This window comes from Candidatus Hydrogenedentota bacterium, from assembly GCA_019695095.1.
Taxonomy (GTDB): domain Bacteria; phylum Hydrogenedentota; class Hydrogenedentia; order Hydrogenedentales; family SLHB01; genus JAIBAQ01.
In genome coordinates, this window is the sequence record JAIBAQ010000170.1 from 1 (window position 1) to 12,594 (window position 12,594).

A 12,594-nucleotide genomic window follows, 5' to 3' on the forward strand; every position below is an offset into this window, starting at 1 on the left:
GAGTTGTTGTACCCTTCCATCCGAGTGCATTGGCGTCGTCGCTCCAGTTCGCGCCGACAAGAATGTCCGCGGAACGCGCGTGATTCCAGTGGATGATGTCGAAGGAAAATGTTCCTTCGACAAATCCTTTTGGGTCACCCGGTTGATTGGCCTTCGTGAAAATAGGACCTATCCAATCGGTTTCTTGAAGGAGCTGCACGATTGCCTTGATCTTGGCTTCGTCGTGATTCTGAACGTAGATTGCCCCTTCTACGACGATGACATCGTCTCCCTTCAGGCCTGCTTTTGTGAGCAGATCGGTCACACTGGACTTGCCGGTATGAGTCGAGAATCCATGATCGGAAGCGACGAGTATATTGGTGGTCGCGGCCAATCCTCGCTGGTCCAACGTGGCAAGTATGCGCCCAATTTCTTCGTCGTCGTTCTTGAGACACGCCAGATTGTCTGGAGATCCAATACCCGCGTCGTGCGTGGTGTGGTCGGGGTCTGAAATCCACATGATCGTCACATCGGGGTGAACAATATCCAGTCCATATTTCAGATAGGCGTCCACGGCCCACCGGTTTTGATCGCGATTGGGCCCTGTCTCTTCGGGGACAGCGCCCAGCGTTTGCTTGACGAGGTCTGCTTGTTCAGCCGGAAGAATGTGCTCGACATTAATGATGCCGCCACCACGCACTTTGTGATTCGTCAGATACGAAGAACCGGACGATCCCGAGCTGACCGTCAGCAGCTTCTTTCCGTGTGCGTCGAGAAGTTCACCGAGCGAAGGTGCTGTCAGGAGGCGTCCACCTGTGACTTCTTCGATCCTCATCAAATTCCTGGCGTCACCTGTGGAGAGACCGCGTTTGGGTTCCACTTCCGGAAAGAAAACAGTATTACCCATGAGCCCATGTGTCGCGGGGTAGCTACCCGTTGCGATGGAGGATGCATTCACACGGGTGACGGTAGGAAATACCGCGTGATGGTTCTCGCAGACAACGCCTCGCTGACCCAACGCGTACAAGTTGGGCATAAGCACGGGAGTGACATAGTCAGGGCGCAGTCCGTCCAGGACAATGAGCAAGACCTGGGTGTTCGGCGATTCACCCGCGTGAGTGACCGGCGCGATTGCGAAACACAACACAGCCAACAGAAAGTAGCACCGTGCATGCATGAGACGAACCTCTTCTCGTGTTTGTAACTTGACACAACACTCTGAACGGTTGTGGGGTACGAGTTCAATGCTGCAAATGGTGAGCAGGGTAAGAGAACTTTTCGCGAGCCGTTGAAGACAAGGCATATCCTGTTGACTATTCCTATAGATAGTGTCAGTTCGTTGCACTGCCGTATAGCGTCGACGGGTCGTTTGTGAATATAGGAGGGGGATCTGACGGTCGCCTGCCGACAAGTGTGTCGGCCGAGTGGTCCGCCGCGGCGGATCTGGAGACGCCGCCACAACGGGGGGAAGTGCGTGCATACTCCGGACATACGTCATTGTCATGCTGAGTCCGCCTAAGGCGGACGAAGCATCTGGCAATAGCAGATGCACGTTTCAAGCCAGATGCTTCGCTACGCTCAGCATGACAGATGTTATTCAAGACTAAGTATCGTCCAAGGCAAGCAGCTACTTGGGGGTTCTATGGCACACGTCGAGCCTTTAATCCATCGCCCGTCATATGAAGCCGCCTTGTGTCTTGTTGTACCCTATTCGAGTCCGATGGCGGGCGTTGTCTCAATGGATGCGTGTCTCGCTGGATGTGGCGGGGTATTCGTTTGTTAAATGGGCTTCGCATCCCGAGTGATTAGATGGCATAAGAGGAGTACCGCAGTGATAAGACGTGTTTTACCGGTAGTTCTCATCGTCCTTTGCGGCGTGGCGCTTGCGGAAGATGGGCTTGGGGCGCCGCGGAATTTACGCTGCGAATACGAGCAAGACCCAATTGGACTAGAAGTTGCCCAACCGCGGCTTTCTTGGGTCGTCAACGACGACCGGCGCGGCGCGATGCAAGCGGCCTATCGTATTGTGGTTGCTTCGACAGTGGCGGATGCGGATTCAGGCAAGGGCACGATTTGGGATTCAGGGAGGGTAGAGTCCTCCGCCTCCATTCACGTTCCCTATGGCGGCCCCGCGTTGACCTCTGGACAGCGTTGTTATTGGTCAGTGCGTACTTGGGATTCGACTGGTGCCGAGTCGCCGTGGGCAGTTCCTGCATTCTGGGAGATGGGGTTGCTCCACGCAGAAGATTGGCAAGCCCGCTGGATTACCATCAACGAAGAGAAGGAAACGCCGGGTCCGTTATTTGGCGACTGGATCTGGAATCCGACACCGAGCACAGACGAAGTGACGCGGTATTTTCGCAAGACGATAGAGATTCCTTCGGGCGCGCAGATTGTCAGCGCAAAGGCGTGGGGCGCGGCAAACAATGAATACCGATTCTATCTGAACGGAGAGCTAATTGGCGGATGCGACGAGTGGAAGGCGGTGGAATCTTTCGATGTGACCAGCCAATTGCGTGCCGGTGAGAATGCGATTGCATTGGAAGGGGTCCATGCCCGAGGGATTGGCGGGGTGTGTTTTGGCATGCGCATTCGTTTTGCGGACGATACCGTCATGGAGGTTCGCACCGACCAGAGTTGGCTGACTTCGACGGAAGATCCAGAGGGCTGGAAGCTGGCAGGGTTTGATCCAAAGGACTGGGTGACACCTACGTTGGTCGCGAAATACGGGGATCCGCCCTGGGGAGCGGTCGCCGACCGGTATCCCAGCCGTTCGTTTTATCTGCGTAAGAACTTCACAACAACGGACGCCGGTATTGCACGAGCACGAGTCTATGCGAGTGCTCTGGGCGCTTATCAGGTTTACATCAATGGTCAGCGAGTCGGAATAGACGAACTGACTCCGGGCTGGACCTATTTCCCGAAGCACATTCTTTACCAGACTTACGACGTAACACACATGGTGAGGCGGGGCGACAATGCGATAGGCATGCTCTTGGGCAACGGCTGGTGGGGCGGAAGCATGGCCGGGGCATGGAAGGACGGCAACCTGCGCGGTATCGCGCAACTCGAAATCGTGTACGAGGATGGAGCGCGTTTGGTCATTGGTACGGACGAGACCTGGAAGGGGCATGTTTCCCCCATCGTCAAGGACAGCATCTATCACGGCGAGACCCACGATGCGCAGCAAGAGATAGATGGCTGGTGTGAAGCGGGATTTGGAGACAAGGATTGGTTGCCCGCGCGCGTTTGGACCGGGCCAATGGGCCAGCTTGCCTCGCAAATCGGTCCGACGATCCGCATAACCGACGATATCAACACGGTAGCGTTGACGGAACCCAAACCAGGTGTCTATGTCTTCGATTTTGGACAGAACGCAGCCGGTCGCGTCCGCCTTACAGTGAATGGCCCGAAAGGGACGCGAGTACAGATTCGGTATGCCGAAATCCTTCGCCCAGACGGCACGTTGTACACGGACAACTACCAAGGCGCGAAGTGTACGGATGTTTACACGCTAAAAGGGGATGGAACGGAGGTTTGGGAACCGGCATTCACGTATCGCGGATTTCGGTACGCGGAAGTGACTGGTTATCCGGGGACGCCAGACAAGAATGCGCTTGTGATGCGTGTGATGCACACCGCAGTTCCTCCGATCGGTGATTTTCGATGTTCCGAGGACATCGTCAATCGGGTTCAGCAGAACATTCTGTGGGGTACGCGCTCGAACTTCTACGGTGTGCCGACGGACTGTCCGCAACGCGATGAACGCCTCGGGTGGACCGGCGATATTCAGGTCTTTCTGCCGACGGCCTGTTGGAACATGCAGGTCGCCGGGTTCATGACGAAGTGGATGCAAGACGTCGTGGACTCGCGCAATGCGGACGGTTCCACGACCGATGTCGCTCCTGCTCTGAGCGCGGCCCCCGGCGCGCCCGGTTGGGCAGACGTGGTGGTCGCCGTGCCGTGGTGTCTATACACGTACTACGGAGACACGCGCATCGCGGAGACGTACCACGACGCGATGGCGGATTGGCTTGCGTATATGCGAAGTCATGCCACCGATGGACTTTATGTGATGGGCCGATACGGGGACTGGGTTGCCGTGGAGCCGTCGCCGAAGCACACCCTCGCCGGCGCCTATCAGTATCTGTCGACGGTCCGGTTTGCGGAGATGTTGGAGGGGCTCGGTAAAGGGTCCGAAGCAGACGGGTTGCGAAAGGAAGCGGCTGTCATCGCGAGTGAATACAACCGGCGCTACTTCGATCCCCAGACCAGTCTCTACGAAGGAAAAACGCAGACCGCCAATCTTATTCCGCTGTGGTTTGGAATAGTTCCGGAGGAGAAACGTGTTGCGGTTGTCAATAACCTTGTGCAGGACATCGCCAATCATGATAACCATCTGACAACCGGCTTCCTGGGCACCGCGTATCTCATGCCGGCGTTGAGCGCTTTTGGTCAGGATGCCGTGGCGGGAATACTCGCGAACCAGCGTACATACCCTTCGTGGGGATACATGGTTGATGCCGGAGCGACAACCATCTGGGAGCGGTGGAACAGCGACAAGTATGAGGAACTGAAGTCTGGAATGAATTCGTTCAATCACTATGCGTTCGGTACCGTGGGCCAATGGTACTACGAGTACCTCGTGGGAATGCGCCCGCTCGAACGCGGCTTCAAGCGAATCCTTTTCGAGCCGCATACGAGTGGCGCGAGATGGGCCGAGGCTTCGTTCGATTCCATGTACGGACGCATTCATTGCGCATGGAAGAAGGAACCTGTATTCGAACTGACCGTGACGGCGCCTGCCAATACAACGGCACTGGTGCGGACTCCTGTTCCGTGCACAAGCGACATCGGTTCCGGTGGCACGGTACAGGTCGATGCCGCCCCGAGCACGTCGTTCGAAATCGGCGCAGGAACGTATACGTTCAAAGCGGCCACGAAATAGGCCCACACCGATTCGATGGGATTGAAATTGCTCGCACTCTGACCGTGTTGCCGGTCTTTACGCATGTAGCAAAGGAAGTATGATGAAGAAACGTATTGCATATCTGTTGGTGGGCCTCGTCGTTGTCTATTTCATCGTCGACGAGTTCAAGGGCCGGTTGTTCGACTACATTGCGAACAACTATGTTACCCGCGTCACTGCGCATCCCTCCGCACCGCAACCCGACCAAGTCTGCCTGACGTGGAGTGGCGATCCCAGGAATACCCAAGCCGTTCAGTGGCGCACGGCAATGTCCGTGTATGACGGGGTGGTGCAGTACCGGATGTCAACGCCAAGTGACAGCGAATCGAAAGAACTTAGGGTCGTTCCGTTAGTCATGGAAGATCGACTTCTGGAGAACGACCCCAAGATTCACCGATATACCGGCGAATTGAAGGAGCTTCAGCCCGCAACTTCGTATACATACCGGGTAGGTAGCAAGGACCAGGGATTTTGGTCCGAGTGGTCGGAATTCACCACGGCTCCGGATGGGGTCACTCCGTTCAAGTTCGTATACATGGGCGACCCGCAGGAAGGATTGGAGTACTGGGGGAACTTGTTGCAGCGGGCGCATGAGCGTTTTCCCGAAGCCGTGTTTTATACGATCGCGGGCGATATCGTGAATAACGGCCACTTCAGAAACGAATGGGATCAGCTTCTGTGTGGAGCGAAGGGCGTGTTTGAGCGCCGTTCGGTCGTGCCCAGCATCGGAAACCACGACTACGACAAAAGGCCGTCTCCGTCCATGTATCTGGACCATTTTGCCTTGGGTACGAACGGTCCGAAGGATGTTCCCGCCGAGCACGCGTACAGCTTCACGTATGGCAATGCACTGTTCATTGTGCTCGACTCCAACCGGCGAATCGACCAACAGACGGCGTGGCTGGAAAAGACGCTAGCCGAATCCAAGGCGACGTGGAAGTTCGCGATCTTTCACCACCCCGCTTATTCGTCGGCCCCGCACCGAGACAACGACGAGGTCCGGGAACAGTGGGGCGCGCTGTTCGACAAATACCATGTCGACATGGCGCTTCAGGGGCATGATCACGCCTATTTAAGGACTTTTCCGATGAAGGGCGAAAAGCGCGTGGAGAGTCCCGCGGAAGGTACCATCTATGTCGTTTCAGTCTCGGGCACGAAATTTTACGAACAGGAGCCGCACGATTACTCGGCGGTTCAGTTCGCGAACGTCCCCACGTATCAGGTGTTGGACATCTCCGTCAATCCTGACCGCCTCACGTATCGCGCCTACGACTTGCAGGACAACATTAAAGACGAGCTGATCATCGAAAAGTGACGTAGTTGCAGGTCGCCTACACCCGAAGGTAATCGGCCTGCCAATGCTTCACGAGCCGTTTGATGGCGTCAGCCGTGGCGATGTTTTCGGCCAACACTTTCGCGACAAGATCGGGCAACTCGGCGTCGGACGCGAAACGAACGCCGATTAGTTGAGGTAGCGTCAATTCAGGGATTCGGGCGCGCAGCGTCTCGGGGAGCACGCGCTCCAAGCGTAGACGCGTTTCCAGGCGAATGACGCGATCTTGCACCCGAACGGCGTACGCGCGCAGCCGGTACAAGACGACGATAACACTGACGGCGACACAGATGATGGCGGCCGCCAAGAATGCCGCGCCGAAGTAGATCCCGGTCAACGCAAGGAAAATAGCAGCCAAGTCGAGTAGCGCAATGACATAAAGGCTGTTGTCGAAGGTTTTGTGATTCGCATAGTTCTGAACGGGGTGGCCTGCCATGGTTGGATTACCTTTCCCTAACCGATCGAATCCAGTGGTTGGACGTTACTTTCGAAATAGCGATGCAGCGTTTTCGGAAGTGCATGGTAATCCGGCATGGGTACCTTATTCCAGATGGGCCGCGAGTTGTAGGTGTCCCAGAAGACCACGGTCTTGCCCTTGAGGAGCCCCTTGCGGGCATCGCCGACGACGGCCGCCATGGCCTTTCCCGAGTATGTGCCGTCCAGACGCACGCCTTCGGAGTCGTAAAGCAGGTTCATCGCCTCGACGCATTCAGGAGTATACTCGGCGTAACGTTCGCCATAGTATTCCTCGCGCAATTCCAGATCGGCCGGGTCGATCGTCACTCTTGGGAAATCCGAGCCTTGTTGCGTAAGCATGGAAAGGGTTTGCTCGGCGAGTTTTCCAAGTGCGGCCGGGTTGGCGAGTGAGGAATCGATTACGCGAATCGGCGCGACTTTCGTCTTCATTTCAGCCGCCTTCAGACCGATTAGCAAGCCGACGACACTTCCCATAGAGCCCACGGCGACGTAGATGATGTCCGGTTCTGGAAGTTCGCCATTCATGACCTGTTCGCGCAACTCAAACGCTGCATTGACGAACCCAGCTATGCCGATGGGGTTGGAGCCGCCGGCGGGGATAACCATCGGTGACTTTCCGGTCCGGAGACGATGACGCAGCGACTGGCTCATCACCCCGAGGGCGATGGAGGCCCGATTGCTGTAGTGATGCAGCTCCGCGCCGAACGCATGGCCGAGGAGCAGGTTCCTTTGCAGGGACTTGGAGTTGACCTGTGGGAGCAGCATCGAGATGCTTCGAAGCCCGGCCTGGCGCGCGTAAATGGCTGTACAAAGGGCGTGGTTTGACCCCGCGAAACCGAAGGTCATGACTTCTTTCGCCCCGATGGCTTTGGCCTTGCCGAGCAGAAACTCCAGCTTCCTGACCTTGTTCCCACCGTAGACTGGGCCGGAGATGTCGTCACGTTTAATATACAGGCGGTCGAGACCCAAGACGGGACCCAAATGTTCGCAATGGGTGACCGGAGTTGGAAACTCGCCCAATGCGAGGTAGGGGAGCTTTGCCTCCAAACCTGGATACACTTCAAACAACGGGATCATTCACTACCCCCAACTAGATTCAGGCAACTTCGGGCGCACATCTGCGCGGTGTCATGGATGTGACGACGGTTTGTTCCGCAGTCCTATCCCGGATTTCTCACGAACACACTTGAACCTCTCTCGTAACCGGTGTGTTTGCGAGACTTGCGGCGAAAAACACAGCGGCTCTCCAAAAACAGAGTGTGTTCGCCAGAAATCCTCGTGGCATAACCTCAGAGTTCTGCAAGTGAGCAATTTGCGTCGGCGCTCAATCGCGCCGATGCCAATTGCGGACTATCGGTACAACGCGCGAGGGTGTCGCGCGTCAGGCAGGTGCTGAGAAAATCTGCTCGATCCGTTTCCAAACGTACCACGAGATGGCGTGCCGGCCATCCGTATCCACTCCAAGAAACCGCACACCGATACTGTGCTCGGTCTGCGGCTGTTCATCTCCAATGTGCACTACGCTGCCCGAAATATGGATGGGGCGCTGTTCGACAGCGGTCAACGTGACGCGCACCGGTTCGCCGACTTGCACGCGGGCCGGAGTGCGCAGAAGAGCCCCCCCTGAACTGATGTTGAGGATTTGGGCCTCGGCGGGACCACCTGTCTGAACACCCTCCACGGTCGCCGTGAAGCTGGATGGCACGCGCAGGAAGGATCGAAGGTCGATGCGGTCGAGTCCCGGAGAGCGAAGAAGTACTACTTCTCGAGCTTGCCCCGGTGCTGCGGTCAGTACTTGGGCGAAATATCCCGCAACGGCACCGTTTTCCGCGAACTCGATAGTAAGTCCGCTGCCCCGCGTGGGAACGCCATCTTCCGGGCAGCGTAAACGAATGAGTTGTTCGCGCACGTCGACCACTTCTGCCGGAATTCGTTTTCCTCCGACTCGGAGGTGACAGCAGTTGCCGCGCTTGATGTGTGTTGCCATACAATCCACTCCGGGTTGCTATCCCCAACGCCGGCTGGGCTACCTCTACGCTAGTGCTAAAAGCGTCATATGTTAGCAAATGGAGAACCGAAAAACCAGTGTACTCCTCAAAACTCTATTTCTCAACCTTTTGAAGCTCCTCAGCCTTGTGCGTGCTCAGGTCTGCTCCTAAGAATGCCTTATCATCAGGCAAGACCACGCGAATCTCGGCGATATCGTCCACCTGGACCCGAAACTCCTTGCCGGAGAAGTCCTGAACGTGCCCGCCGAGGGATTTGTCATCACTTAAGAAGTGCAGGTGGTAGCCCGGAACATTAAGACCTCGGGCGTATTCCGGGCACCGAAACCCCAAAAGGGTGCCCGACACATTCTTTCGCTCGAAGATGCTCTGTTTTTCCACGACCTGCGCGAGCCGTGGATAGGGCTTAGTCTGGCTGGGCACAGTCCTGATTTTGAGGGAGTCGAGGACACAGGGAATTCGGAGCGCATAGAATAGATTGGCGCTGGGAAGCTGCTTATCCAGTTCCGCGCAGAATGACTTGAAACTTGACGTATCTCCAATGGTGACAACGCGATCCGGACGAAAACGGACCACAGTCGCGAATGGCGTGGTTTCCGAGTCGTTCACGCGGCTGACCAAGCCGCTGGCTTGGGCTTTGTAGCAAATGCCGTCCAAGAGAATCATCTCGCCGTCAAGATGGTCGAATGTACCTATCCCGAGGTTTCCAAGCCGTTTCACTTCGGGGATACTGAACGAGCCGTCATAGACGCCCTCCATCAAGGCGTCGATGGTACAGAGCTGGACCATGGATTCTTTTTCGCGCTGAACATGCGCGCAACTCGATGAAACGATGGGAGTAACGGAACAGAGGATCAGAATTGCGGTCGTTCGGATGGCTTTTCTAAGCACGTGCGTCACTCCGTGTATTTGCCGGGATCTTGTCCTACAGGGTATCATTCTTATTGACCCTAATCGATAGGATTTTATCTTCGAAATCTCTTCAACCTCATTACACACTTCATCCATTCGGGTGTAAAGGTATTCAGCCTTGTCCAAGCACAAAACAGGTCGCGGTCGTACACGTATCGGATACGTGGTTTCCGACCTTCACTTATTCTCGCGTCGTTCCGACTATACGTTGCACGAAAAGGGCATTTTCGAGGCGGCCTCCAAAGCCGACGTTTTTGTCCTCAACGGAGATACGTTCGACTTCCGGTGGACGACGCTGCCGAGCACGGAGTTGACGGTTGCAGCCGCGATTCGTTGGCTGCGCAATTTGACCGAGCGGTTTCCCCACTGCCATTTCCACTTCATTCTCGGAAACCATGACAACGTCAAGATGTTCATCGACGCTCTGAAGAGACTGGATGCCGAACGGTCGAATTTGACCTGGCATCCGTACTATCTGCGTCTGGGCGACAAGGTGTTTCTACACGGTGACGTTTCCGACCGGAAGATGTCGCACAAGACTCTTATAAAACGCCGCAGCCGCTGGCTGGACGATGATCGTCCCCGGCACCCGATCATGCACGACCTCTACGACATGGCGTTGCGCATCAATTTGCACCGCGCCGCACACCTGATGCGGTTCCCACCCCGGCGCGTGGCACGCAGGGTGAAGGCCTATCTGGAGGAAGTGGGGCATGGGCCCGACGACGGTATCCGGCACGTCTACTTCGGTCATACCCACGCGGCCATGTCGAATTTCCATTACCGGGACTTGGTGTTTCACAACACCGGGTCGCCCATGCGCGGCCTGGAATTCAACATGCTCCGTGTCGAGCTGCACGGATAATCGTTACAACTCCGATTCAGCCTTCCTCAACGATTCCGCGTGCGCAATCGCTTCTTTGGGCGACATGCGCGTGTGAATGACGGCCTTGAAGGCATGCATCGCCAGCAAGGGATCCGACGCGCCCCAGATGTTCCGGCCGATGGTCGCGCCAACCGCGCCCGCTTCCACCACGCCTGCCATGAGGGCCAGCGATTCTTCCAGGGTGTTTGTCTTTGGACCGCCCGCAGCCACCACGGGTACCGGGCTCGTTGCGACGATTTCGCGGTATGACGCCACATCGCCCGTATACGGCACCTTGATGATGTCCGCGCCGCATTCAATACCGCAACGCACCGCCCACATAATGTGCTCGGGGTCGTGAACAATCTTTGCGCCGTCCGAATAGTCGCGCGGATAGATGTGCGTCATGACGGGGAGATCCCATCGCGCCGCTTCGGTGACAATTCCAGCCAGCATCTTGAGGTACTCGCCTTCCTTTGGCCCGCGGACCCCGATGGCCGCGGCGATGGCGTCTCCGCCCAGGCGCACGACCTCTTCGGGGGTCGTGAGTTGCTGCATGATGGCGTCGTCGGGCGTGAAGGAAATCGAGCTGATGATCATGGGGATCGAGCCTGCGTACGGCCCCCACGCGCCCGTAGCCATGCCTTTCCACATGGTGACGGCGTCAGGCTTGCCTTGAACGAGCTTGGCGATCGTGTCCGGAACGTTTACCAAGCCTTGCGGCAGACCTTTCTGATATCCCACGAAATGGTCAACGGCCAGCGTGCAAGCCCTGCCGGATGCGTGCGCGAAGATGCGATTCAGGCGAATCTGTTTCCCGATACCCACAGCAAAAATCTCCCCTCTTTATTTCGGTTTGCGCTTGTCTCTTGGGACAACTGTCCCCGGTTTCTTCATGATGAATAGGTAATTGAACCCGCGAAGAAAGTAGTTCCCCGCGATTGCTTCCGTGTGCCAATGGCGGCGCTTCAAGGACTTGTTGTGGCGCGCCACGCAGACGATGTCCGCCGTTTGAAAGCGCCGCTCAAGCATCGAAAACAGGCGAAACCCAATCGGGCAAAACGGCGCGCCTTTCTTAAACGAATCGCAGACGTAGAGTGCCATGTAGCGGCTTGGCTTGAGAATTCGGTAGATCTCGCGGATGACCTTCTCCATCGCCTCGAAGTATGCCGGGGTCTGTGCATCGAGCTTGCCTATACACGCGGGGTTGTTGGAATAGTCGATGTGCGTGGAGTAGGGCGGATCGACAAAGACAAAGTCCGCTTTCTCGTCTTCGAGGGGGATCTTCCGTGCGTCGCCGCGAAAGATGTCATCGCGAAATGGCTCAATGTCGTAGCCCAGGGCGCGGCGTTCCAAGTCGCGGGCTACGTCCAGCGTGGTCCCGCTGCCGCACATTGGGTCAACAACCAAGTCCCGCTTGCGCGTATACCGTTCCAGTAGATTCCAGATGATGTACGAAGGCGTCGCCCCAATATAGTTCTGATCCCCCTGCATGCCTTTTCCGTAATGCTGCGAGGGATAGTCCCATAGGGTCGTCGTTTGAAGTGTCAGGGGCGGTTTCTCATGCATAGCCGATAGCGTACCAAAAAGAGGCGCACGCGCGCCTCTTTGGGTCGACGCGATGCGTCCGAACTGATTGGCCTTATAATTTATGCCGGATCCCTCGCTGACGCTCGGGATGACAGTAAGAACGGGTGACGTGTCATCCTGAGTCCGCGTTCGGCGGACGAAGGATCTGGCTTGAACATCTTCAAGCGTCAGGCGGAAAACAGGGACACCTGTTTTCCGCCGCTATTGACTCTTCCTTGGGGCAACCAATACGTTGCCTTAGCTACGATTAACTACTCTAGAGTTCTTTAGGCGCCTTGCGGACCGCTCCGTACTTGCCGCCGAATGTGATGCGGCCTCCGGGCGGAATGGGGTCGTTCACTGGGATCAGTTCCAAGTTGACTTGGCAGGCGCTTTTCGCGGCGTTGTAGAAGTACAACAAAGCTGCGACCGAACTCTGCCCGGAAAAGTCGGTGAAGATGGTCAGTCGTTTCTCCGGAACATG

General features: G+C 56.5%; 11 protein-coding genes. 3 read left to right on the plus strand and 8 right to left on the minus strand.

Annotation, left to right across the window (positions count from 1 at the left end; all coding sequences use genetic code 11):
• Window positions 1-1,156, minus strand: a 1,156-nt coding sequence (locus tag K1Y02_20635; protein MBX7258781.1) for an alkaline phosphatase family protein, incomplete at its 3' end; no start/stop codon positions are given.
• A gap of 654 nt (window positions 1,157-1,810) precedes the next feature.
• Here K1Y02_20635 and K1Y02_20640 point away from each other — a divergent pair.
• On the plus strand, window positions 1,811-4,927 hold the full coding sequence (locus K1Y02_20640) for a glycoside hydrolase family 78 protein (GenBank protein ID MBX7258782.1): 3,117 nt from the start codon (window positions 1,811-1,813) through the stop codon (window positions 4,925-4,927).
• Between the two features lie 79 nt (window positions 4,928-5,006).
• Window positions 5,007-6,263, plus strand: coding sequence for a metallophosphoesterase family protein (locus K1Y02_20645; GenBank protein MBX7258783.1), 1,257 nt, complete (start codon window positions 5,007-5,009; stop codon window positions 6,261-6,263).
• 16 nt (window positions 6,264-6,279) lie between these two features.
• On the opposite strand, the gene K1Y02_20650 is transcribed toward K1Y02_20645, so the two are convergent.
• From K1Y02_20650 to budA, 4 genes are all read right to left on the minus strand, one after another.
• A complete protein-coding gene (locus K1Y02_20650) occupies window positions 6,280-6,717 on the minus strand; it encodes a hypothetical protein (GenBank protein MBX7258784.1) in 438 nt (145 codons plus the stop codon).
• Window positions 6,718-6,734: 17 nt separating this feature from the next.
• Entirely contained in the window at window positions 6,735-7,835 is a 1,101-nt protein-coding gene (locus K1Y02_20655) for a pyridoxal-phosphate dependent enzyme (GenBank protein MBX7258785.1), read from the minus strand.
• A 304-nt stretch (window positions 7,836-8,139) separates the two neighbouring features.
• Window positions 8,140-8,745 carry a PilZ domain-containing protein gene (locus tag K1Y02_20660; protein ID MBX7258786.1) on the minus strand — a complete coding sequence of 202 codons (606 nt, stop codon included), beginning with the start codon at window positions 8,743-8,745 and terminating at the stop codon, window positions 8,140-8,142.
• A gap of 115 nt (window positions 8,746-8,860) precedes the next feature.
• Window positions 8,861-9,655, minus strand: a complete 795-nt coding sequence (gene budA / locus K1Y02_20665) for an acetolactate decarboxylase (GenBank protein ID MBX7258787.1) — start codon at window positions 9,653-9,655, stop codon at window positions 8,861-8,863.
• 139 nt (window positions 9,656-9,794) lie between these two features.
• Between budA and K1Y02_20670 the strand changes: the two genes are divergently transcribed.
• Window positions 9,795-10,541 carry a metallophosphoesterase gene (locus tag K1Y02_20670; protein MBX7258788.1) on the plus strand — a complete coding sequence of 249 codons (747 nt, stop codon included), beginning with the start codon at window positions 9,795-9,797 and terminating at the stop codon, window positions 10,539-10,541.
• 3 nt (window positions 10,542-10,544) lie between these two features.
• Here the strand turns inward: K1Y02_20670 and K1Y02_20675 are convergent, their stop codons facing one another.
• The 3 genes from K1Y02_20675 to K1Y02_20685 form a co-directional block, all read right to left on the minus strand.
• Window positions 10,545-11,369, minus strand: coding sequence for an aldolase (locus K1Y02_20675; protein ID MBX7258789.1), 825 nt, complete (start codon window positions 11,367-11,369; stop codon window positions 10,545-10,547).
• Window positions 11,370-11,387: 18 nt separating this feature from the next.
• Window positions 11,388-12,110: a DNA methylase gene (locus tag K1Y02_20680; protein MBX7258790.1), complete on the minus strand. Its 723-nt coding sequence runs from the start codon at window positions 12,108-12,110 to the stop codon at window positions 11,388-11,390.
• 277 nt (window positions 12,111-12,387) lie between these two features.
• Window positions 12,388-12,594: hypothetical protein (locus K1Y02_20685; GenBank protein MBX7258791.1), on the minus strand; the 207-nt coding region annotated here is incomplete at its 5' end.